This is a genomic window from Lentzea kristufekii (assembly GCF_033949925.1).
Taxonomy (GTDB): domain Bacteria; phylum Actinomycetota; class Actinomycetes; order Mycobacteriales; family Pseudonocardiaceae; genus Lentzea; species Lentzea kristufekii.
This window is the reverse complement of the sequence record NZ_JAXAVV010000007.1, coordinates 241,922-263,606: the sequence shown is the minus strand read 5'-3', so window position 1 is coordinate 263,606 and position 21,685 is coordinate 241,922. Positions and strand designations below refer to the sequence as shown.

At 69.1% G+C, this 21,685-nt stretch carries 23 protein-coding genes and 1 pseudogene; 13 read left to right on the top strand and 11 right to left on the bottom strand.

Annotation, left to right across the window (positions count from 1 at the left end):
• Positions 1 to 7: 7 nt before the first annotated feature.
• Both SK571_RS16895 and SK571_RS16890 read left to right on the top strand, forming a co-directional pair.
• Positions 8 to 1,618 carry a glycerol-3-phosphate dehydrogenase/oxidase gene (locus SK571_RS16895; RefSeq protein WP_406601991.1) on the top strand — a complete coding sequence of 537 codons (1,611 nt, stop codon included), beginning with the start codon at positions 8 to 10 and terminating at the stop codon, positions 1,616 to 1,618.
• 1 nt (position 1,619) lies between these two features.
• On the top strand, positions 1,620 to 1,961 hold the full coding sequence (locus tag SK571_RS16890) for a hypothetical protein (protein ID WP_319985037.1): 342 nt from the start codon (positions 1,620 to 1,622) through the stop codon (positions 1,959 to 1,961).
• On the opposite strand, the gene SK571_RS16885 is transcribed toward SK571_RS16890, so the two are convergent.
• Positions 1,918 to 2,970, bottom strand: coding sequence for a hypothetical protein (locus tag SK571_RS16885; protein ID WP_319985036.1), 1,053 nt, complete (start codon positions 2,968 to 2,970; stop codon positions 1,918 to 1,920). The two genes, SK571_RS16890 and SK571_RS16885, sit on opposite strands and share 44 nt — an antisense overlap.
• A 106-nt stretch (positions 2,971 to 3,076) precedes the next feature.
• Between SK571_RS16885 and SK571_RS16880 the strand changes: the two genes are divergently transcribed.
• On the top strand, positions 3,077 to 4,009 hold the full coding sequence (locus tag SK571_RS16880; protein ID WP_319985035.1) for a glycoside hydrolase family 6 protein: 933 nt from the start codon (positions 3,077 to 3,079) through the stop codon (positions 4,007 to 4,009).
• Here the strand turns inward: SK571_RS16880 and SK571_RS16875 are convergent.
• The 3 genes from SK571_RS16875 to SK571_RS16865 form a co-directional block, all read right to left on the bottom strand.
• Entirely contained in the window at positions 4,003 to 4,812 is an 810-nt protein-coding gene (locus tag SK571_RS16875) for a helix-turn-helix domain-containing protein (protein WP_319985034.1), read from the bottom strand. The genes SK571_RS16880 and SK571_RS16875 overlap by 7 nt on opposite strands.
• A 62-nt stretch (positions 4,813 to 4,874) precedes the next feature.
• Positions 4,875 to 5,276 carry an SsgA family sporulation/cell division regulator gene (locus SK571_RS16870; protein WP_319985033.1) on the bottom strand — a complete coding sequence of 134 codons (402 nt, stop codon included), beginning with the start codon at positions 5,274 to 5,276 and terminating at the stop codon, positions 4,875 to 4,877.
• 316 nt (positions 5,277 to 5,592) lie between these two features.
• Positions 5,593 to 6,534 (bottom strand): pirin family protein, encoded by a 942-nt coding sequence (locus SK571_RS16865; protein WP_319985032.1) that lies wholly within the window; start codon positions 6,532 to 6,534, stop codon positions 5,593 to 5,595.
• Positions 6,535 to 6,584: 50 nt separating this feature from the next.
• Between SK571_RS16865 and zapE the strand changes: the two genes are divergently transcribed.
• The 4 genes and pseudogenes from zapE (at position 6,585) to SK571_RS16845 (ending at position 10,511) form a co-directional block, all read left to right on the top strand.
• Complete coding sequence (gene zapE / locus SK571_RS16860) at positions 6,585 to 7,505, top strand: cell division protein ZapE (protein ID WP_319985031.1); 921 nt, start codon at positions 6,585 to 6,587, stop codon at positions 7,503 to 7,505.
• Positions 7,506 to 7,565: 60 nt separating this feature from the next.
• Positions 7,566 to 8,345, top strand: a complete 780-nt coding sequence (locus SK571_RS16855; RefSeq protein ID WP_319985030.1) for an ion transporter — start codon at positions 7,566 to 7,568, stop codon at positions 8,343 to 8,345.
• 247 nt (positions 8,346 to 8,592) lie between these two features.
• A pseudogene (locus tag SK571_RS16850) lies at positions 8,593 to 9,447 on the top strand (geranyl diphosphate 2-C-methyltransferase).
• Positions 9,447 to 10,511, top strand: a complete 1,065-nt coding sequence (locus tag SK571_RS16845; protein WP_319985029.1) for a family 2 encapsulin nanocompartment cargo protein terpene cyclase — start codon at positions 9,447 to 9,449, stop codon at positions 10,509 to 10,511. Before SK571_RS16850 ends, SK571_RS16845 begins: the two are co-directional and overlap by 1 nt.
• On the opposite strand, the gene SK571_RS16840 is transcribed toward SK571_RS16845, so the two are convergent.
• The 6 genes from SK571_RS16840 to SK571_RS16815 are packed head-to-tail and all read right to left on the bottom strand — an operon-like array spanning position 10,502 to position 16,907.
• Positions 10,502 to 11,392, bottom strand: a complete 891-nt coding sequence (locus tag SK571_RS16840; RefSeq protein ID WP_319985028.1) for an alpha/beta hydrolase — start codon at positions 11,390 to 11,392, stop codon at positions 10,502 to 10,504. The two genes, SK571_RS16845 and SK571_RS16840, sit on opposite strands and share 10 nt — an antisense overlap.
• Positions 11,389 to 12,207, bottom strand: coding sequence for a carbohydrate ABC transporter permease (locus SK571_RS16835; RefSeq protein WP_319985027.1), 819 nt, complete (start codon positions 12,205 to 12,207; stop codon positions 11,389 to 11,391). Before SK571_RS16835 ends, SK571_RS16840 begins: the two co-directional genes overlap by 4 nt.
• Positions 12,197 to 13,084, bottom strand: coding sequence for a carbohydrate ABC transporter permease (locus tag SK571_RS16830; protein ID WP_319985026.1), 888 nt, complete (start codon positions 13,082 to 13,084; stop codon positions 12,197 to 12,199). The genes SK571_RS16835 and SK571_RS16830 overlap by 11 nt, the downstream gene beginning before the upstream one ends.
• Positions 13,081 to 14,274 carry an ABC transporter substrate-binding protein gene (locus SK571_RS16825; protein WP_319985025.1) on the bottom strand — a complete coding sequence of 398 codons (1,194 nt, stop codon included), beginning with the start codon at positions 14,272 to 14,274 and terminating at the stop codon, positions 13,081 to 13,083. The genes SK571_RS16830 and SK571_RS16825 overlap by 4 nt, the downstream gene beginning before the upstream one ends.
• A 15-nt stretch (positions 14,275 to 14,289) precedes the next feature.
• Complete coding sequence (locus SK571_RS16820; RefSeq protein ID WP_319985024.1) at positions 14,290 to 15,885, bottom strand: FAD-dependent oxidoreductase; 1,596 nt, start codon at positions 15,883 to 15,885, stop codon at positions 14,290 to 14,292.
• A 14-nt stretch (positions 15,886 to 15,899) separates the two neighbouring features.
• Positions 15,900 to 16,907: a LacI family DNA-binding transcriptional regulator gene (locus SK571_RS16815; protein WP_319985023.1), complete on the bottom strand. Its 1,008-nt coding sequence runs from the start codon at positions 16,905 to 16,907 to the stop codon at positions 15,900 to 15,902.
• A 135-nt stretch (positions 16,908 to 17,042) separates the two neighbouring features.
• Between SK571_RS16815 and SK571_RS16810 the strand changes: the two genes are divergently transcribed.
• The 3 genes from SK571_RS16810 to SK571_RS16800 all read left to right on the top strand — a co-directional run bounded on the left by SK571_RS16810 (position 17,043) and on the right by SK571_RS16800 (position 20,071).
• Positions 17,043 to 18,821 carry a hypothetical protein gene (locus tag SK571_RS16810; protein ID WP_319985022.1) on the top strand — a complete coding sequence of 593 codons (1,779 nt, stop codon included), beginning with the start codon at positions 17,043 to 17,045 and terminating at the stop codon, positions 18,819 to 18,821.
• Between the two features lie 156 nt (positions 18,822 to 18,977).
• Positions 18,978 to 19,154, top strand: a complete 177-nt coding sequence (locus SK571_RS16805) for a hypothetical protein (RefSeq protein ID WP_166051932.1) — start codon at positions 18,978 to 18,980, stop codon at positions 19,152 to 19,154.
• Positions 19,155 to 19,234: 80 nt separating this feature from the next.
• The gene (locus tag SK571_RS16800; RefSeq protein ID WP_319985021.1) at positions 19,235 to 20,071 is read left to right on the top strand and encodes a mechanosensitive ion channel family protein; all 837 of its coding nucleotides are present in this window, start codon (positions 19,235 to 19,237) and stop codon (positions 20,069 to 20,071) included.
• A gap of 46 nt (positions 20,072 to 20,117) precedes the next feature.
• Here the strand turns inward: SK571_RS16800 and SK571_RS16795 are convergent, their stop codons facing one another.
• Complete coding sequence (locus tag SK571_RS16795; protein ID WP_319985020.1) at positions 20,118 to 20,474, bottom strand: DUF6401 family natural product biosynthesis protein; 357 nt, start codon at positions 20,472 to 20,474, stop codon at positions 20,118 to 20,120.
• 121 nt (positions 20,475 to 20,595) lie between these two features.
• Here SK571_RS16795 and SK571_RS16790 point away from each other — a divergent pair, with 121 nt between their 5' ends.
• From SK571_RS16790 to SK571_RS16780, 3 genes are read left to right on the top strand one after another with little or no spacing between them, the layout of a single operon-like run.
• Positions 20,596 to 20,931: a hypothetical protein gene (locus SK571_RS16790; protein ID WP_319985019.1), complete on the top strand. Its 336-nt coding sequence runs from the start codon at positions 20,596 to 20,598 to the stop codon at positions 20,929 to 20,931.
• A gap of 57 nt (positions 20,932 to 20,988) precedes the next feature.
• The gene (locus tag SK571_RS16785; RefSeq protein WP_090064545.1) at positions 20,989 to 21,177 is read left to right on the top strand and encodes a DUF3072 domain-containing protein; all 189 of its coding nucleotides are present in this window, start codon (positions 20,989 to 20,991) and stop codon (positions 21,175 to 21,177) included.
• A gap of 55 nt (positions 21,178 to 21,232) precedes the next feature.
• Positions 21,233 to 21,685 (top strand): general stress protein, encoded by a 453-nt coding sequence (locus tag SK571_RS16780; protein WP_319985018.1) that lies wholly within the window; start codon positions 21,233 to 21,235, stop codon positions 21,683 to 21,685.

Here is a 21,685-nt window from a genome sequence, read left to right as displayed (position 1 = left end):
GAAGAAGTTGTTCGCAAGGCTGGATCCGGCTCGCCGTGCCCGATCGCTCGAAGCGTTGGGCAGCACGGAGTTCGACGTCCTCGTCGTCGGAGGCGGGGTGGTCGGCGCGGGCGCTGCTCTCGACGCGGCGTCCCGCGGCCTCTCCGTCGCCCTGGTCGAGGCCGACGACTGGGCGGCGGGCACGTCGAGCCGGTCCAGCAAGCTCGTCCACGGCGGGCTGCGGTACCTGGAGCAGCTGGAGTTCAAGCTGGTCCGGGAAGCTCTGAAGGAACGCGGGTTGTTGCTGCGCCGGCTCGCACCGCACCTGGTGCGGCCGGTGCCGTTCCTCTTCCCGTTGAAGAAGCAGTGGGAACGCGCCTACGTCGGCGCGGGCGTGCTGCTGTACGACTCGATCGGCGGCGCCGGGGCCGTGCCGATGCACCGGCACCTCTCCCGCCGCAAGATGGCTTCGGTCGGACCGTCGGTGGACTCTTCCGCCTTCGCCGGCGCCATTCGCTACTACGACGCGCAGATGGACGACGCGCGGCTCGTGGCGACGCTGGTGCGCACGGCCGCTCAGCACGGTGCGACGGTCGTCTCACGCGCTCGGGTCACGTCGCTGCTGCGTTCGGAGGGCCGGGTTTCCGGTGCGTCGGTGCGCGACGAGCTCTCCGGCGTGACGCACGTCGTGCGGGCCAGGCGGGTGATCAGCGCGACCGGTGTGTGGACCGACTCGCTGAACTCGATGTCGCCCGGCACGCCGCCGTTCCACGTGCGGATGTCCAAGGGCGTGCACGTGCTGGTGGAGCGGTCGAAGATCCAGCTCGACGGCGGTCTGATCACGCAGACCGAGAAGTCGGTGCTGTTCGTGATCCCCTGGGGCGCCTACTGGATCATCGGCACCACGGACACGCCGTACTCCGGTGCGCCCGAGGACGTGTCGGCCACGGCCGGCGACGTCACCTACATCCTCGACCACGTCAACGCCGTGCTCCGGTCCCCTTTGACGGTGGACGACGTCGTCGGCACGTACGCGGGCCTGCGGCCGTTGCTCGCCGGAGCGTCGAGCGACACGTCGAAGCTCTCCCGCGAACACGCAGTCGCAGAACCCGAGCCGGGGTTCTTCGTGATCGCGGGCGGCAAGTACACGACCTACCGCGTGATGGCCGCGGACGTCGTGAACGCGGCCGTCGCCGGACTGGGCCGCGGCGTGGCACCTTCCCTGACCGCGCGGCTGCCGTTGTGCGGCGCCGTCGGTTTTCAAGAGCTGTGGGCGGACCGGGCTCGGGTCGCTGCGGAGTCCGGCCTGCCCACGTCCACTGTGGAGCGTCTGCTGCGCCGCTACGGCTCGGCGGTGTCCGACGTGCTGGCGATGATCGCGCAGGACTCGTCGCTCGCCTCACCCGTGGCGGGCTACCTGGCGGCGGAGATCGTGTACGCCGTGACGCACGAGGGCGCGCTGGGGCTGGAGGACGTGCTCGCCCGGCGGACCCGGATCTCGATGGAGCACCTGGACTTCGGTGCGTCGGTCGCGGGTGAGGTCGCTGATCTGATCGCCGGTCCGCTGGGGTGGTCCTCGGCTGAACGTGATGCAGCGGTGGAGACTTATCGGGCTGACACGGAGTTGGCGGCGAGATGAGATGGACAGCGCGGAGCTGATCGAGAGGTTGCGGCGGGAAGGCGGCTTCCGGCTGCTCCCGCTGCTGGGGAACACCGGGCAGGTCGCAGGGGTGCACCTGGCCCGGTTCCTCCCCGGCGGGCACCTCGACGTGATCCAGGCCTGGGACGAGAGGTGGGCCGTGTGGGCCCGCCTGCCCGACTCGGTGGACCCGGCCGCGCCGTTCGCCGGGCCAGGTGGGGCAGTGGTGCGGAGCGGGCCGCTGGCTCGGGTGGCCGCGCCGCTGCTTCCGCTTCAATCAGGGATCTCGTGCGGTGAGTTCACTTCGGCGCCTGCAACCACAGGATGGGTTCCAGGACGTTGAACGGCCTGATCGGGCCACGCAACCTGGCCGAGGTTCCGTCGCGGACCACGTTGTAGAGATCGTCGGGAGTGCTGTCCTGGTAGAACCCGATGGACGACGTCGCGAAGTACCGAACGCGCTCCGGCCGAAAATATCTCCTGATCGCATGCCGGATGAGTTCACCGCTGCCGTTCGCCATGCTGTCGCAGAGCAGGTCGAAGAAGCGTTCGGCGTCGTCTGGATGAACCGCGGGTAGCGGTCGTCCGGTGGGATCGACGACGAACTTCACCAGGCCGTGTCGACGCGCGGCTGCCATGATCTCGGGTTTGTCAGCCTTGGCGATGCACACCGCCAACTTGTGAGGGAGCCGCCGGTCACCTGTGCCGGGATTGTGGCGGCACATGGCTTCCAGGCGGTCCAACGTCCACAGGACTGTGTGGTCCGAAGCGGCGCACGGGCTCAGCGGATCGAAGAAGTACACCAGCCCGTCGCAGCTCGCCAGGTATGGCCACATCTCAGAGCGGGGAGAAGCGCTGACGAAGTTCTCTCCGGCCGCGTCCATGATGGTGAGGCTGAACTCCGAGCGAACGCCAGTCCTGCGAAGAAGACGGCGGCCCGGCAGTTCACCGGTCAACAACCAGTCGTACAGGTAGGTTCCTGTCGAAGTGCCCCCTGGAAAGGAGCGGCTACCCACCATCGTCGCGGTTGCACGAGTCAGGAACTCACGCGAGCTGTCGGTGGTGCCGGCCATTGCCCAAGGTGGCGAGGCCTGGGCGGCGGCGACGTTCAGCGCGGTGAGAAAGCAGGTCTTCCCCGAGGCCGCTGGGCCCCACAAACCGATGCGGCGATGCACCGGGCCCGATTCACTGGCCGCACGCTTGAAGAAGAAGCGCGGGCGTCGGGGCGTCGCGCGGGCCGCCGGCGCGTTGAAGACGTTGAGCGGTCCGACGAGGTTCTGGAACTGGAAGACCTCTCGTGCATGGCCGGAGAACTCGTTGTGCGTGGGGCCGTTCTGCGCTGGACCGGTCATGGACGTCCGTTCTGATGGGCCCCGACCCATGACCGATGATAACGCCGATGACCCGGTTCACCCCCGAATAACCACCCCTTAAGCGGCCTGCGCGAGGGTCGAAGCCATGATCAGAGCACTCGCGCTGGCCCTGCTGGCCGTCGTCGTCACGGCCCCGGCCGCGCACGCCGCCAGCCCCGTCAGCCTGACCGACGGCTTCTACGTCGACCCCGACTCCAACCCCGCCGTGTGGGTGCGCGACCACGCGGGCGACGGCCGGCAGGCCGCGATCAAGACGAACATCTCGACCAAGCCGATCGCCCGCTGGTTCGGCGCCTGGAGCGGTGACATCAAGACCGCTGTCAGCGGCTACGTGAACAAGACCGGCACCAAGCTGCCCGTGCTGGTCGCTTACAACATCCCCGGCCGCGACGCGTGCGGTGGCCACTCCGGCGGCGGCGCGGGGACGCCTGAGGCTTATCGGACCTGGATCTCCTCCTTCGCTTCGGCGATCGGTTCGCGGCCGGCCGTCGTGGTGATCGAGCCGGACTCGCTGGCGGACTTCGGGTGCATGGACAGCGGCAAGGTCGCCGAGCGGACGGCGATGATCAAGTACGCCACCGAGCAGTTCAAGGCCAAGGCTCCCAACACGTGGGCCTACCTGGACGCCGGCAACGCGCAGTGGGTGCCGGCCGCGACCATGGCCGGCCGCCTGGACTCGGCCGGTGTGCGCAACGTCCGCGGCTTCTCGATCAACGTGTCGAACTACCACACCACCGCTGCCTCGACGGCGTACGGCAACTCGGTCAGCGGTTCGCTGCCCGGTTACACCAAGCCGTACGTGATCGACACCAGCCGCAACGGCAACGGCCACAACGGTGAGTGGTGCAACCCCGGTGGGCGCAAGCTCGGCACGCCCGCGCGCACCGGTGGCGGTGCGGAGATGTTGTTGTGGGTCAAGGTTCCCGGCGACTCGGACGGGCGGTGCGGCAAGGCACCGGGTGTCGACGCCGGCAAGTTCGACCCGCAGCTCGCGTTCGACCTCGTGTACGGCTACTGAGCCAGGGCGCGCAGCGGTGTGGGCCCGCGGTACTCCGCCAGCTTGCGCCGCGTCTGGTTCTCGTCCAGGGCGATCTCGTCGAGCAGGTCGAAGAGCCTTCTGCTGCGCTCGACGGCGGCCTCGCCCTGGGCGAAGACCTTGGCCAGGTCGGATTCCGCGTAGACGAGCGGTGGCGCCTTCTCGAACTCGAACAGCGTGCACGCCGACTGGAACGCCGCCGTGGCCGCCTCTTCCGGCACGACGCGGATGATGGCGGAGTTCGCCAGCAGCCACACGTACTGCTCCTCCATGACCTGCCTGGTGCCGAGCCGCATCCGCAGTGCCAGCTCGTGCAGGTAGAAGACGCACCTGGGGCCGTTGGGGCGGCGCATGACCGCCTGCCTGTCCAGGTCCTCGGCGGGCTGCCCGGTGGCGGCCTGCAGGGCTCGCGCGTAGTTCGGCGTCTGCAGGAGGCTGTTCACGGTCAGGACGTCGTAGGCCGTGATGCCGGTGGCCATCGCCTCCGTCATCGCGAGGGTGCGGGTGTTGTTCGGCATCTGCGCGAGGTACTGGTCGAAGGCGTTGTGGTAGCGGCGGAGGAAGTCCTCGAAGTAGTCGATGTCCTTGCCGCAGACCGTGAGGTACTGCGCGAGGTCGATGTCGCTGCCCCGGATCTTGCCGTGCTCGAGGTTGGAGACCTTGCTCGGATCCCAGCCGAGCTGCAGCGCCATCGCGCGGCCCCTCAGACCGGTGAACCTCTGCCGGAGCCGGCGCAGTTCGTCGCCCAGATCCCTGCTGTACGCGGTGGAAGTCGTCACTGTCACGACTTCGAACGTATGGGTTGGAATTACTCCATGATACGGGCTCGTTCGGGTGAAAACGCGCGCTAGTCGATCAGCTTGCGCAGCTCCGCGTCGAAGTCGACGTAGTCGTTCTCGCAGCCGGGGGCGACCACGTCGTAGGTGGAGTTGAGGAACTCCTGCAGCTCGGACGACCGCACGTGGAACACGGCGTGCGACACGTCGGACCGCAGTTCGAGCACGGCGGTCGTGGAGTTGTGGGGCCGCAGCCGCACGTCACCCGCGCCGCTGGTGGTGATCAACCCGTCGGCGAGCAGGTCCCGGCTCACGAGCCACACGGTCTCCTGGCGCCCCATGCGGAACGTCATGGTCACGGCGTGGGGGTCGTCGGCGCGGTAGCCGAGCTCGACGTCGACGGGCAGAGGGCGCCCGGACGGAGCGATGAAGGCGAATGTCGAGTCGGCGCCCACTCGTGTCACGTTCCTCATGCCCCCTTAGACGTCCGGCAGCCTCCGTGGATGCCTCGATCAGGAAAATCGATCGGAACGTGATTTTCAATGGTCCTCAAGTATGACTTTTCACATGCAGCAGCGACCGCCGGGTGAGACGGGGTCGATCACCTGCCCTGACCAGGCCTTCAGTGTTGTTCGGACTGGTCGGGTTCGGTCATCTGTGGACGGGATCACGACATGAGACGGGCAGCTCGCGACCCGAATGTTGGGACGGTGTGAGGTCGGAACCTTAATTCCAGTTAAAGGTGGAAGTGCTTTCCGTAGCTAATTCGGCACGCAAAGTGATGTCCGATCAGGCCGGGTTGCCGCGCGGCCGGAGCCGTCCGCCGGGCAGCGGGGGCGCCGGCAGGCGGGCACCGGGGTAGCCCTCGACCCGGCCGAACCGGTCGGTCTCCGCCTGCCACTCCTCCCGGAACGCGGCGATCTCGTCGTGCGTGCGCCCGACGAAGTTCCACCACATGACGATCTCCTCGCCGAACGGCACACCGCCCAGCAGCACCACCCGCGCGCCGTCGGCCGACGAGAGCGTCAGCGTCGAACGGCCGGTGCCGACGTAGCCGAGGTCGCCGGGCTGGAGCGGGGTCTCGCCCAGTGTCACGTCGCCGGTGTCGAGCAGGACGCCGTGCTCGAACGACGGCGCCACGTCCAAGGTCAGGGACGCGCCGGCGGGCAGCACGATCTCGGCGCCGAGCAACGGCGTGAACGTCCGCACCGGCGACGTCGAGCCCGCCAGCGAGCCGAGGAACACCCGCACCGAGGCGCCGTCCACCACCACGGTCGGCGGGACGTGGTGCTGGAAGTCGCGTGGCGCGTCGCGGTGGGCGTCGGGCAGGGCGAGCCAGAGCTGCACGCCGTGCAGGACCGAGGACGAGGCGGTGGACTGCTCGGAGTGGCAGATGCCGCTGCCGCCGGTCATGAGGTTGAGCTCGCCGGGGCGGACGAACGCGTGCACGCCGAGGCTGTCGCGGTGCTCGATCTCGCCGGTGAACAGCCAGCTGACGGTCTGCAGGCCCGTGTGCGGGTGCGGGGCCACGTCCATGGTGACGTCGTCGGGGCCGTAGTGGTCGCAGAAGCACCAGGCGCCGATCAGGGAGCGCTGCTTCTGCGGGAGCGTCCGGCGCACCGACATCGCTCGCGGGCCGCCCAGGGGGACGTCGCGCGGGGTCAGCACCTCCACACCGCCGGGGGTGGAGGTGCACGTCACTTCTGCGGGCTCGGCCTCGACATTGCTCACGGGGCCGATCGTAAGCTGGCGCGGGGGGAACAGTGGATCTTCGTGAACACGTGTCGAGCCGGGGGTACGAGCTCGACGCCGCACAGCTGGAAGCCGTCGCGCGGCTGGCGGAACTCGGCGAGCGACGCAGGGGCGTCTACCTGCACGGGCCGGTCGGCCGCGGCAAGAGCTTCCTGGCGGACGCGCTGTTCGACGTGCTGCCGGAGCCGAAGAAGAGAGTGCACTTCCACGCGTTCTTCCAGGAGCTGCACCGGAGGATCTCCGAACGGCTGCGCGAGCGCGGCGCCGTCGCCAGGGCGGTGCGGGAGCTGGTCGGACGGGCGAAGGTGCTGGCGTTCGACGAGCTGCACGTGCACGACGTCGGCGACGCCATGTTGATGACACGGCTGTTGGAGGCGCTCCAGGACCGCAAGGTGATGATCATCGCCACCTCCAACTACCCGCCGGACGGCCTGCTGCCCGACCCGCTCCACCACGACCACTTCCTGCCCGGCATCGCGCTGGTCAAGGAGCTCATGGACGTCGTGGAGCTCAACGGCCCCCACGACTACCGGCACCTGCGCGGCGCCCCGCGGTCGCGGTTCGAGACCGGCGAGATCGTCACGGCGGCCTCGCTGCCGGCCACGCCGGTCACCCTCGACGTCAACGGCCGCGCGATCACCGCGCTCGGGACCGACGGCTCGAAGATCTGGTTCGACTTCGGTGACCTGTGCGAGAAACCGACCTCGACGCAGGACTACCTGGTGCTCGCGGAACGCTTCGACGACTGGGTGATCGTCGACGTCCCACGGCTGAACACCCGCGACCGAGAGGCGCGGCAGAGGTTCGCGAACGTCGTGGACGTGTTGGTGGACAAGGACGTCAGGCTGACACTCGTGAGTGACCACCTGCTCGGCGAGATCATCGGTGGCGAGGCGCGTGACCTCGCCCGCACCGCCAGCAGGCTGGAGCTGATCAACACCACCGGGTGATCAGCTGGGCGTCCTGCCGACCGATAGTGCCCTTGTCCCCCCGGCAAGGAGTAGTCAGGCATGACGTTGCGCGCACGCATCGGCGAGGTCGTCGAGAGCACACGGTTCCAGTGGATGATCATTTGCGTGATCGTGGTGAACGCGGCCACTCTGGGGGCCGAGACCTCACCTTCGATCGTCGCGAAGCACGGCGACCTCCTCGGCGCCATCGACCACCTCGCGCTCGCCGTCTTCGTCGCCGAGCTCGCCGCCCGGCTCTACGCGTTCGGCTGGCGGTTCTTCCGCGACCCCTGGAACGTCTTCGACTTCGTCATCGTGACGGTGGCGCTGCTGCCGGCCGCGGGTCCGCTCAGCGTGCTGCGGTCCCTGCGGATCCTGCGGGCGCTGCGACTCGTGGCGATGGTGCCCAGCATGCGCAGGGTCGTGACCGCGCTGGTGAGGTCCGTTCCCGGCCTGATCTCGCTCACCGGGCTGCTGATGCTGCTGCTGTACATCGGTGGCGTGATCGCGAGCAACCTGTTCGGCGACTCCGGCGACCCGCGGTTCGCCGGCCTGGGGCCGACGTTGCTGACGCTGTTCCAGATCACCACAGGCGACGGCTGGTCGGACGTCATGCGCGACCTGATGGAGTACCAGCCGCTCGCGTGGATCTTCTTCCTCTGCTACCTGATGGTCGGCACGTTCACCATGCTCAACCTGTTCATCGCCGTGGTGTGCAGCGCAATGGAGCCGGACGTCCAGCAGTTGCCCGCGCCCCGTTCCGCGTCGCACGACGACCTGCTGCTGCAGGAGGTCCGGGCCTTGCGGGAGGAAGTCCGGTCGATGCGCCAGAACGCCTGACCGCGATTTCGTCCAGGTGGCCTGGAATTCTGGCTCGTCCTGTCATCCGGTTGGTCGTGCAAAACCCACGAAAGTGGGGATGACGACCCGATTGCGCGGGTTATGAGGACCACCGGAACGCGATGTCGGGCCTACCTGTTCGTGTCCGAACCAAGCCTGAACGGCGGATCGCCCGTTGGTCCATCAGCTGCAAAGGTCAGTTGCTGTTCGGCAGCGAGCGTTCCAACGAACAGGAGCCACTCAGGTCATGGCGAGCCCCACTGTGAAGCCGGTTCTGCGCACCGACTACCAGCGTTCCGTCGCGGAGTACTGGAACAAGGAGAAGGACCCGGTCAACATCAAGCTCGGTGAGGTGGACGGGCTCTACCACCACCACTACGGGCTCGGCTAGTACGACCCGGCGGTGCTGGAGGCGCCCGCCGAGGTGCGCGACCAGGTGATGATCGCCGAGATGCACCGGCTGGAGACCGCGCAGGCCGAGGTGCTGCTCGACGCGTTCGGCGACGTCCCCGTCGGCGGCCACCTGATGGACGGCGGCTCCGGCCGCGGTGGCACCAGCTTCATGGCCAACGCCCGGTTCGGCGCCCGGATCGACGGCGTCAGCATCTCCGAGGAACAGGTCGCCTTCGCCAACAACCAGGCCGTCGAGCGCGGTGTCGCCGACCAGGTGCGGTTCCACTTCAAGAACATGCTCGACACCGGCTTCGAGACCGGCTCGTTCAACGGCATCTGGACCAACGAGACCACGATGTACGTGGACCTCCAGCAGCTGTACGGCGAGTTCGCGCGCCTGATCGCGCCCGGTGGCCGGTACGTCTGCATCACCGGCTGCTCGAACGACCTGACGGGCCTGCGGTCGCGCGCCGTCAGTCAGATCGACCAGCACTACATCTGCAACATCCACCCGCGCAGCGAGTACTTCAGGGCGTTGGCGGACAACGGTTTCGTGCCGATCAGCGTGGTCGACCTGACGCCGGACACCATCCCGTACTGGGAGTTGCGCGCCCAGTCGTCGGTCGCGACCGGCGTGGAGGACCCGTTCCTCACCGCCTACAAGGAGGGCAGCTTCCACTACCTGCTGATCGTGGCGGACCGCATCTGATGAAGGACCTCCTCACCGGGCCGTCCGGGCTGGGCACCTCCGCTGCCCGGCTCGGGCGGCCCGAGGCCGTCGCACGACCACCGGAACCCGGCTACGCGGAACGCCCGTGGGGCGACGGCACCGCGCCACCGCTGTACGTGCCGGTGCTCGAACGCGAGGACGCCCTGCTGGCGGCCGCCGTGGACGAACGCCTCGTCGCGTGGGCGGAGGAGTGCGGGTTCGAAGAGCCGGAACGGTTCCTGGGCGGCATGTTCGGCCGGCTCGCGGTGCTGACCCACGTCGACACCGACGACGTCGACCAGCTGCTGATCGCGGCGAGGTTGAACGCGGCGTGGTGGGCCGCCGACGACCTGTACGCGGACGACACCGAGATGGGCGCGATCCCGGCCGAACTGCCGCCGCGCCTGGCGTTGGCGATGGCCGCGATGGACCCGGTCGCGCCCGCAGCCGAGTTCACCGCGGACCTGGAGGAGAGGATCTCGTCCGACCCGGTCCTCGTCGGCCTCCGCTCGGGCATCGCGCACCTCACGGCCCGCAGCACGGCCACTGTGGTGCAACGGGTCTGCTACTCGACGTTCGCGATGTTCGTGTCGTGGGGCGCCTACGCGGCCTGGCGGCACACCGGCGACTACCCGCCCGCGTGGCAGTACCTCGCGACGAGGCAGCACGACACCTTCTACACGTCGATGACGCTGATCGACGCCGTCGGCGGCTATGAACTGCCCGCGCCGCTGTACTACGACCCGCGCGTGCGGCAGCTGCTCACGTCCGCGGGCACGGCAGCGGTGATGGTGAACGACCTGGTGTCGGTGGAGAAGGACGCCGCCGACGAGAAGCCGGTCTGCAACATGGTGCTGCAGATCGCCGCGGACCGCGAGTGCTCGATCGCCGAGGCCACCGCACGGACCGTGGAGCTGCACAACCAGCTGGTGCGCGACTTCGAGGCGGGGCACAAGGCGTTGCTCGCGGTGCCGTCGGTGGAGCTGCACCGGTTCCTGAAGGGCACCAAGGCCTGGATGGGTGGCGGCTTCGAATGGCACACCACGCATCCGCGTTACAAGTAGAGCGTCCGCCTGAGCCACGCCATCCGCGTGGCTCGGGCACGGCGCGACAACGCCGCTTCCGGTGCGAGCTGGTCGAAGCCGTGGCAGCCACCCGGCCACACGTGCAGCTCCGCGTCTCCGCCCGCCTGCCAGATGCGTGACGCGTAGCCGACGGCCTCGTCGCGGTACACGTCCACCGAGCCCACGTCGATGTAGGTCGGCGGCAGGCCGGAGAGGTCGGCCGCGCGAGCCGGAGCGGCGAACGGCGACACGTCCGGCCCACCCCGCGCGTCGCCGAGCAACGCCGTCCAGCCGGTGATGTTCGAGGCGCGCACCCACGTGGTGCCGTCGAGGAACTGGTGGCTGGACGGGGTGTCGCACCTGTCGTCGAGCATCGGGCACATCAGCAGCTGGCCGCGGACGGCCGGGCCGCCGAGGTCGCGGGCCATCAGCGTCACGGCCGCCGCCAGCCCGCCGCCCGCGGACGTGCCGGCGACGACGGGAGAGGCGAGACCGTTGCGTGCCATCCACATCAGCGTCCGGTAGCAGTCCTGCACCGGCGCCGGGTGCGGGTGCTCCGGCGCCAGCCGGTACTCGGGGGAGACCAGCGTGACGCCGAGCTCCGACACCCACTCCGCCAGCACGTGCAGATCCGACCGGCGGGTGCCCGCGACCATCCCGCCGCCGTGGACGTGCAGGACGGGCGGACCGGGGAACCCGGCGGGGCGCAGCACCAGCACGGGTACGCCGTCCGCGTCCTGCTCGCTGAACGTCACCGTGCCGGCCCTGGTGAGCTCGGCATCGGTGACGACCCGGTTGGCCGCCCGCCTCTCCGCGATCCGGTCAGGGGTCAGCGGTGGCCGGGAGAGGTCGACGAGTGCCGCGATCTCCTGGTCGATCACCCCTTCACGCCCGTGTGTGCGAGGCCTTCGATGAACTGCCGCTGTGCCACCACGAACACCACCAGGATCGGCACGGCCGTCATCGTCGCGGCGGCCAGCTGGACGTTCCACATCGGACCGCCGTAGATGTCCACGAACTGGGTCAGCGCCTGCGGCAGCGTGAACATGTCCGGTGTGGACAGGTACACGATCGGCTCCAGGTACAGGTTCCACGAGTGCAGGAACGTGAAGATCGCGACCGCCCCGAGCGCGGGCCGGGACAGCGGCAGGGCGATCCGGTAGAAGATCCCGGCGCGGCCCAGGCCGTCCACGCGGGCGGCCTCCTCCAGTTCCGGCGGGAGCGCGATGAAGAACTGGCGCATGATGAAGATCGCCAGCACGCACGGCGCCCCGAAGATCGGCACGATGATCAACGGCCAGTGCGTGTTCGTCATCCCGAGCGACTGGAACAGCTGGAACAACGGGACGATCGTGACCTCGCTCGGGATCAGCAGGCCGGTCAGCACCACCACGAACAGCACGTTCTGGCCGGGGAACCGGATGCGCGCGAACGCGTAGCCCGCGAGCGCCGCGACGGCCATCGTGCCGGCCGTGACGACCACCGCGATGTAGAGGCTGTTCCAGTACTGCTGCCCGAACGGCTGCATCCTGAACACCGTCTCGTACGTGGAGAACGTCCACTCCGACGGCAGCAGCGACTCGGAGAAGATCTCGCTGATCGGTTTCATCGACGAGGTGACCATCCACCACGTCGGGAACACGAACGGCACGCACAGCAGGCACAGCAACCCGTAGAGGGCGACCTTACGACTCATGGAGCACCCACTTCCGGCGCATCTGCCACTGCAGCAACGTCAGAGCGGCGACGATGACGAACAGCAGCACCGAGATCGTCGCGCCGTAGCCGAAGTGGTGGAACTGGAACGCCTGCTGGTACAGGTAGTAGATCAACACGGTCGTGGACGTGCCCGGCCCGCCCTGGGTGAGCACCGCGATCTGCGCGAACACCTGCAGCGAGCCGACGATCGTGATGATCGACGTGAGCAGGATCGTCGGGCTGATCAACGGGATGGTGATGCTCCGGAACCGCCTCCACGCGCCCGCGCCGTCGATCTTCGCGGCCTCGTACAGCGGCGCCGGGACACCTTGCAGCGCCGCGAGGAACAGCACCATGTTCAGCCCGACGTTCTTGACCACCTGCACGACGACCACCGACACCATCGCGGTCGTCTCGCCCCGCAGCCAGTTCGGCCCGTCGACGCCGAAGACGCCGAGCAGCCCGTTCACGCTGCCCTCCGGTTGCAGCATGAGCTGCCAGACCAGCGTCCACGCCACCAGTGACACCAGCACGGGGGAGAAGAACAACGTGCGGAACAGCGTGGTGCCGCCCAGCTTCTGGTTGAGCAGCACGGCGAGCAGCAGTGCCAGCGACAGGTTCAGCACCACCAGCCCGGCGGCGAACCAGGCCGTGGCGACGAGCGAGTCACGCAGCTTCTCGTCGGCGAGAAGCCGCGCGTAGTTCTCACCGCCGATGAACTCGAACGTCCCACCGAGCACGTTCCACTCGTTGAGGCTGTACCAGCCGACCATGCCCAGCGGGATGAGCACGAACGCGAGGCTGCCGAGCAGAGCAGGCGCGACGAACAGGTAGCCGACCAGGTTGTCGCGCCTGCGATACGTCCAGAACGTCACGGGCGCTCCAGCAGCGGCTTGATCTTCGCGCACACGCCGTCGAGCACCTGGCCGACGTTCGCGTCCGGCTTCCACAACGGGTCGAGCGCCGCGCGGATTGTCTGGTTCAGCTCCTCCTGGCCCTGGTGGCTGGGCTTCACCACGCCCTTGCTGATGCCGTCGATCACGACCGACTGCAGCTGCTCCGGCTTGATCAGCGGGTTGCTCTTGGCCAGGGTCTCGGCGTTGAGCAGCGACTGGCGGACCGGCGGGAAGAACTGGGCGAGCTTCGCGGAGTTGGCCGAGTTGGTGAAGAAGCCCAGGAAGTCCGCGGCGGCGTCGGCGTTCTTCGACCGCTTCAGCACGCCGACGCCGGCCTGGCCGATCACCGCGTAGTCACCCTTGGGGCCCTGCGGCAGCGGCAGCAGCGTCCAGCCGAACTTGGCGTCCTTCAGCGCGCCCGCCCGCGAGATCTGGCTGACGGCCATGGCCGCGTTGCCCGCGAAGAAGTCCACGGTCGTGCCGGGGCCGGGGATCGCCTTGTCCGTGAAGATCGCCTTGTGGACGAACGTCATGGCGTCCTTCATCTCCTGGCTGGAGAAGCCGCACGTCCTGCCGTCCTCGCTCCACGCGTTCGCGCCCCAGCCGCGCCAGATCGCCGAGAGCACCGCCCAGTTCTGGTACTTGAAGTCCGGCAGCACGAGGTTCTTGCCCGCGGAAGCCGCGACGGCCTGCTCCCAGGTCTTCGGCAGCTCCTCGACCAGGTCGGTGTTGACGAACAGCCCGAACGGCGAGGTGGAGAACGGGTACGCGTAGAGCTCGCCGTCCTTCTCCCAGAGCTTGATGGCGGACGGCACGAGCTCGTCTGCCTTCTCCACCTTCGCCTTGATCGGCGCGAGCGCGCCGGAGGAGACGAAGTCCGGTGCGGACTCCTCCAGGATCCACGCCAGGTCCGGCGCGTTGCCGCCGGCGATCTGGGTGGTGAGCGTGGTGGTGTAGCCGTCGGCCGGGATCGAGTCGAACTTGATCTCGGTGACGTCCGGGTGCGACGCCTTGTACTCGGACGCGATCTCGTTGAGCAGCTTGAGATGCGCCTCGTTGGCGGTCCACACGGTCATGCGCAGCGACTTGGGGCCGGACTGCGGGGACGAACCGCTGCAGGCGGTGAGGGCCAGCAGCGCGGCGACGATCAGAGCGGTGAGGCGGGACATCGTTGTCTCCCTGGACTAGTAACCGGACACGTCCGGCCAGCGGAGCTCGACCCCGTCGCGTTCCAGCCGGTGCTGGAAGTCCGCGAGCAGGCCGGGGGTGTTGCGCACCGCGCGAGGGGTGACTCGGTGCGCGAGGCAGAAGTCCGCGAGCGCGCCCGCGACCTCGCCGACGTTCCACTCGACCGGGTGCAGCCGGTGGGAACCGTTGGTGATGTGGGTGGTGCCGATGTTCTTGCCCGCCGGGAGCAGGTTCTCGACGCGCTGGGGGATGAGCGCGCCGAGCGGGATCTCGAACGGGCAGCTGGCGACGTCGAGGTAGTTGTCGCCGCCGGTGGAGGGGTGCAGGTCGATGCGGTACATGCCGACACCCACGGCGTCGGCGTGCTGCACGGCGCCCTTGTCGCCGCGCACGGCGAGCGAGAGGTCCTGCTCGACGATCGTGTACTCGGTCCGCATCCGCCGCGACTCGCGGATGTAGGGCGCCTGGGCCAGGCCGTCCGCGCTGCCGGTGACGTCGCCGCGCAGCCGCAGGCCGGGGAAGCCGGTGCCGCCGTCCGCGCGGGGTGCCTCGGTCTGCAGCCAGTACAAAACCGACTTCGACAGCTCCCGTGCCGCCGCGACGTGCTTGTCCGCGTCCGGCACGTCGATCACCGGCGACTCGAAGTAGTCGATCATCGGCCAGTTGACCAGGCAGATGTCGCTGTCGTAGGCGCCTTCGGTGAAGTTGCGGCGCGCGGCGATGCGGCGGAACGTCCACAGGTTGCTGTCGCCCGCGCTGAGCCGCTGGTCGGAGAGCACCGACAGCGGGTCGTCGTCCGGGTTCGGGGTGAACGTGCGCTCGGCGGTGGTCAGCGTGCGCGGGTCGGGGGAGCGGAACGACAGCATCCGGTCGCCCCAGTAGGAGGGCTGGTACTCGCGCCAGAAGTCGTACCGCTCGGGCTTGTCGATGGTGTGGTCGCCGTCGACGTGGTCGATCGCGAAGCACACCGACATCGCCTGCATGTTCGCCGGCTGGGCGGTCTCGGGCGCGCTGGGCTCGCCGGTGTCCAGGGTGGACTCGAAGCCGGTCACGTACTCGGTGCCGGACAACGGGAGCAGCTCACCGGTCTCGGTCGCGTCGAGGACGTACGGTGCGGCCAGCTCGACCTCGGAGCCGTTGTGCTCGACGGTGACCGACACGATCCGGTCGCCGTCGGTGCGTGCGGCGATCGGCCGGGCGGGCTGCAGGACCGTGAGCCTGCCGCTGCCCCGGTAGGGCGCCAGCATCTCGTCGATCACGGCGACGGCGACGCGGGGCTCGTGGCAGAGGCGGCTCACGTTGCCCGCACCGGGGTTGAGCTCGCGCCACGCCCGTGCCCGCGGGGTCAGCGGGTAGTGGCGGCGGTAGTAGTCGCGGATGCCGTCTCGCAGCGCGCGGTACGACGCGGTGACGCCGAAGCGCTCGACCCAGCTGTGCTCGTCCGGCGGCACGGCCTGGCTGGTGAGCTGCCCGCCGAGCCACTCGAACTCCTCGGTGAGCACGACCCGGCGGCCGGCGCGCAGCAGGGCGAGGGCCGCGGCGACTCCGCCCAGTCCGCCACCTACGACGACGACGTCAGTGTTGTGCGGCAACAGATTCCTCCAGATCAACGCTGAGCGGTGGAGTGGCCCAGCGTGGTGCCTTCGACGAACTCGCAGGCCAGCAGCTCCTGCGGGGTGGTGCCGTGTTCGAGGACCTCGGTCAGCGCCTGCACCGCCCGCCGCCCCATCTCGCGGCGCGGAATGCGGAAACCGGTGAGCCGGACGTCGTCCGGCGCGGGCCGGGTGGCGGCGCCGAGCGTCAGCACGGACAGGTCACCGGGGACCGACAGGCCGCGCTCGCGGGCGGCGAGGACGAGCGCGGCACCGTCGGAGACCTCCTCGGAGAGCACGCACGTGACACCCGCGCCGAGCAACTGGCCGAGCCCGGCGAACTGGACGTGCGTGCCCTTGACGCCATGTGCCGCAACGGCCTGCTTGAACCCGCGCAGCCTGTCGGCCGACGACTCCGCGCCCGTGCCGGCGCCCACGTAGGCGAACTCGCGGTGCCCGAGAGCCACCGCGCGGTCCACCAGGTCCCGCACGGCGGCGGAGTAGTCGGCGCCGATGTGCGGCACCGGACCGCCCGCGTCGTCACGGCGTCCGACCGAGACGAACGGGATGGCCTCCGTCACGAGCTGGGCCAGGTCGTCGCGGTCGATCGAACGACCGAGCAGCACGCAGCCGTCCGCGAGCCGGATCCTGCTGTCGTCGCTGAAGATCCGCCGCTTCCCGCTCGTCGCCTTGGCGCTGGTGAACAGCAGCAGATCGCAGCCGGCCTCCTCCGCCTGCTCCTCGATGCCCTCGAGGAACGGCTGGTAGAAGTCCGCGCGGGTGCTCGGGAAGACGGCCTCGTAGGTGAAGACGCCGAGGATGCGGTTGCGCTGGTCGTGCAGCCGGCGCGCGATCGGGTTCGCGACGTAGCCGGTCCGTCTGATCACCTCCAGCACCCTGGCCCGCGTCTCCTCCGCGATCCGGACGCCGCTGTCGGTCCGGTTGTTGAGCACCAGCGACACCGTGGCCTGGCTGACGCCTGCCATGCGGGCGATGTCCTGCTGGGTGAGCCTCTTCGCCATGAGCACCTGCCAATTCGAATTGGCAGGGAGTCTGCGACAGCATCCGTGCCGCCGTCAACCCTGTAATAATTCGAATTAGCATCTTGACGGGCCGGGTGCGGGCGAGCGAGGGTGCCGCACCAAGGGGGTAGGCTCGTGAACGCATTCAGCCGTCGTAGTCTGATCACCGGTGCGGCCGCCGCCGGACTTCTCGCCGCTCTGCCGGCATCGGCGCACGCCTTGCCCGCGCCCCCGCCCGTCACCCCGGACCGCCGCGCTTTCGCCCCGGGCGAGCAGCGGTTCGCGCAGTACCTGATGCTCGTCTCGCCGATGGTCGCGGACATGAACACGAGCGGCTTCTTCGGCGGCGGCTGGTGGCGCAGCCCCAACGCCTCGTACAACGCCCGCGTCCAGGAACACGTCTACACGCTGGCCTGGTTCGCGACCCAGGCCCGCTCGTGGAACCCGTACCGCGGCAACGCGGAGGTCCTCGCCGCACTCGACGCGGGACTCGGCCACTACCTCGGGCTGCAGCACGCCGACGGTTCGTGGCCGGAGTACTCGCCCGACCAGCACTCGCTGGCGGCGACCGGGTTCGCCATGGGCTACCTGAGCAAGACGAACGCGCTGCTGAGACGCGCCGGAGCGCTGCGGTCACGGCAGGCTCAGGTCAGCGCCGCGCTGCGACGGGCCATGACGTGGTTCCTCGACCCGTCCAACGGCACCGTCTGGCAGTCACCGCTCACCTGGGCGAACCAGACGACCTCAGGCCTCGCGGGCGCGGCGCTGGCACTGAGGCACGACCCGGACGCCGCGTTGCGGCAGCGACTGACCGAGGCGTTCCAGCGGCTGGCGACCGTCGGCCAGAGCCCCGCCGGGTACTTCTACGAGGAGTCCGGCGCGGACACCAACTACAACTTCGAGGTCATGCTGCCGGAACTGGCCGACGCGTGGCGGCAGACCGGCGACCCGGCCCTCGTCGCCATGACCCGGAAGTACACCGACTGGCTCGGCTACAACCTGCTGCGCGAACCGGACGGTTCCGGCTGGTTCGCCAACATCGCCCCGAACTCCCGGACGTCCTCGAAGTTCTACGCCGACGTGCGGCCCGATCCCGAACGGACCGCGCTCAACGCCCAGTTCGTGCCGGAGGTGCCCGACCTGGCCGCGTTCGTGTCGAGCCGCGAGGACCTGGCCGCCGCGCGCACGGCCTGGGCGGCCTCCGCGGCGCCGGTGCCCGCGCTCGTCAAGCCGGACACCTCACCGCGCATCCTCGCGCACGCGATCTACGGCGAGCGCTACCCGAGCCGTGCCGAAAGGACGGTGGCCATCGCGCGGCTGCCCTACCGGCGCGCGCACTTCACCGAGCGGCGCAGCGATCAAGGACAGGACTTCCTGTTCGTGCGTCGTCCACGCTGGTATGTCGGCGGATACTTCGGCACGCGCCGCGCGACCTCGTTGGCACGCACCGGTTTGACGTTCCTGTGGCACCCCGTCGCGGGCACGCTGGTGCAGTCGATCAACAACAACGACCACGCGTGCTGGGCCACCGTGCTCCCCGGTCAGGTGCCGGACTCCGACGGCCCGCAGCAGGCGGAGTTCCTCGGCGGTGAGCCGTACCGGTTCCGCTACCGCACGCAGTCCGGTTCGGTCGTGACGGAGGTGGCGGTGGGTGACCGGATCGTGCGGTCGGTGCGGGCCGGCGGCGCGGCCACCGAGCAGATTCCGTTGGTGGTGAAGGATTCCGACACGGTGGCGCTCGATGCGCGTGGCCTCATGCTCACCCGCGGTCGCACGGTGATCCGGTTCGACTGGGGGCGGGAACTCCAGCCGCGGCTGCGGCCGGCGTCCACGATCACCTATCCCGGCCGCCGGATGCAGATCCTCACCGTGCCCCACGACGGCACCTTCACCCTGACCGTCACGGCGCGTTAGTCCACTGTGGACGGACGAGTTCACTCTTATGCAGCAACGGGTCCGCGCATGTCCGCGCAGCTCACGGGGTATTCGATGATCCCAAACCCCAGGTCCACCGTCCGGGTGGTCGTCCGGACGCGTGCGCCCTCAGCGCGGTCGTGAGGAGTGGTTGTCATGGCACATCTGCGTCGTCTCGTCGACGTTCGCACCGGTGACGAGTTCGATCAGCCTGTCCCCTTCGGCCTGGTGTACCCGGTGTGCACCGCGGACGGTTCCGCACCGCCCAGCCAGCGAGGCCGGACCTGGGAACACCTCGTGGCCAGTGATCGGGAACTGCGGCAGGTCTCATGAAGTCCGTGTGAAAAACGTTCGCGCCGGGTAATGCCAGGTGCGGGTGGCCCGGCCGGGCGCCCGTGCGAAGGGAGTTCGACATGGACTTCGAACAAGGGCTCACCGACGCCTGGCGCGCGGTGGCCACGTTCGTGCCCAAGCTCGCGGCGTTCCTGCTGATCCTGCTGATCGGCTGGTTCATCGCCAAGGCGGTGGGCAAGCTCGTCGACAAGGTGCTCGAACGCGTCGGCTTCGACCGTCTCGTGGAGCGCGGCGGCATCCGCAGGATGCTTGCGAACAGCAAGTACGACGCCTCTGACCTGCTCGCGAAGCTGGTCTACTACGCACTGGTGCTGATCACGCTGCAGTTCGCGTTCGGCGTCTGGGGCCCGAACCCCGTCTCCGAGCTCCTGACCGGCATCGTGTCGTGGCTGCCGAAGGCCGCGGTCGCGATCATCATCGTCGTCGTGGCGGGCGCGGTCGCCAACGCCGCCAAGGACTTCATCGGCGGCGCGCTGGGCGGCCTGTCCTACGGCCGCGTCCTCGCCAACATCGCGTCGATCTTCATCTGGGCGCTCGGCATCATCGCCGCGCTGAACCAGATCGGTGTCGCCACCACGGTCACCACTCCGGTCCTGATCGCGGTGCTCGCCACGGCCGGCGGCATTCTCGTCGTCGGTGTCGGCGGTGGCCTGGTCAAGCCGATGCAGCAGCGGTGGGAAGGCTGGCTGGGGCGCGCGGAGCAGGAGCTGCCGCAGGCCCAGGCTCAGGCGGAGGCGTACCAGCGCGGGCGTGAGGACGCCGTGCGCACCGGTACCCCGGCTCAGTCCGAGCCCGTCACCGCGCCGGTGCCCACCGCCGCCCAGGTGCCCACCGCCGCGCGACCGGTACCGGGGGAGGACCCGGTGCTCGGCGAGCGGAGGCCGGACGAGCGCTGAACGAGGATCACCGACGAGGCGCACCCGACCGGGTGCGCCTCGTTTCTCATGTGAGCTTCGGAAGCGCGTGCACGTCGTCGGTCAACGGCTTCGCGTCGTGCAGGTGCGCGAGCTGACAGACGGCCATCAGGCGGACGCCGAGCCACGACGTGGGGGTCCAGTCCGGGTCGAGCGCGTTGTCCAGCAGGCCTCGCCCGTACGCCGCGAGGAGCACGACCGCGCCCACCGTGCCGGCGCCCTCGACGCCGAGCAGGAGGATGTCGCGCACCGCCGCGCCGTGCTGGTCGACCTCGGCGGCGAGGGCAGGGGTGATGGCGAGTGTCGCCCACCCGGCCACGCCGATCCGGTCGGAGAGTTCGGAGATCCACTGTCGCGCGTTCTTCTCGCGCCAGGTCACACGCATTCCGACACCGTAGCGGCGTCCGGTGAAGTGCCGGTTTGAGGGCGCTCGACCCGGGTACACGGGCGCGTGCGCGTCAAGCAAGTCGGCGCGGAGCATCCGGCTGTGAAGGCAGGCGATGACCATGACCACCGAACTCGACGAACCGTCGTCGCGGCACCAGCGCGCGATCGTTGTGGAGAAGCTGGACAACGCGGTCTGCACCGCGCTCGCGGGTGTCGACCCGGACGAGGCCCGCCGAGGCCTCGATGAGGCGCTGGCGGCGTGCTCGGCGGCGCATGCCACGGTGTCGTCGCAGGTCGTGGGGTGTGTCGAAGCCGCGGGTGAGCACCTGCGCTACGGCGAGCGGATGGAAGCCCGGATGCTGCTGACCGTCGCTCACCGGCTGCTCAGCCGTGTCTCGCGGTCGATGGCCGTACCGGCTCCCTCGACTCCTGGTGACGTCGTTCTCGGCCGGTGATTGGAGCACCGCCCCCCTGGGTATCTCGAACGCACGTTCGAGTGAAAGGGGATCGCGGTGAACCGCACGCCTGAGAAGGACCCGCAGGACTGGACGACCGGTGACGAGCCGATGACCGGTCCGCAGGAGTCGTACCTGCACACCCTCGCCCAGGAAGCGGGCGAGGAGGTGCCGGCCGAGCTCACCAAGGTGGAGGCGTCGCAGCTCATCGACCGCCTCCAGGAGAAGACCGGCCGGGGAAGCTGATCGTGTTGAACGCGGCGGCCGTGGGTAACCGGATGACGTGGACATCAAGCACGAAGTGACCCAGACGGAAGTCAGCCAGACGGACTCGTCCCTGCTGGCCAGTTTCCCGAACTACCTCGACGCCCAGCGCCTCGTGGACCGGATGTCCGACGACGGCTTCCCGGTCGAGAGCGTGCGGATCATCGGCGACGGTGTCCGGACGGTCGAACAGGTGACCGGACGCATGACGCGGGCCCGCGCCGCGGCGACGGGCGCGGCCAGCGGTGCGTGGTTCGGTGTGTTCATCGGCGTGCTCTTCGGGCTGTTCACCGCCGGGCAGACCTGGGCCTGGTTCGTGTTCATCAGCCTCGCGGTCGGTGCGTTCTGGGGCGCGGTCTTCGGGTTCGTGGCGCACTGGAGCACGCGCGGACGCCGTGACTTCGCGAGCACCATGACCCTGCAGGCACGCCGGTACGAGGTGCACGTCGACCGGGAACGTGCTGCCGAAGCTGCCAAGTACGTGCTCTGA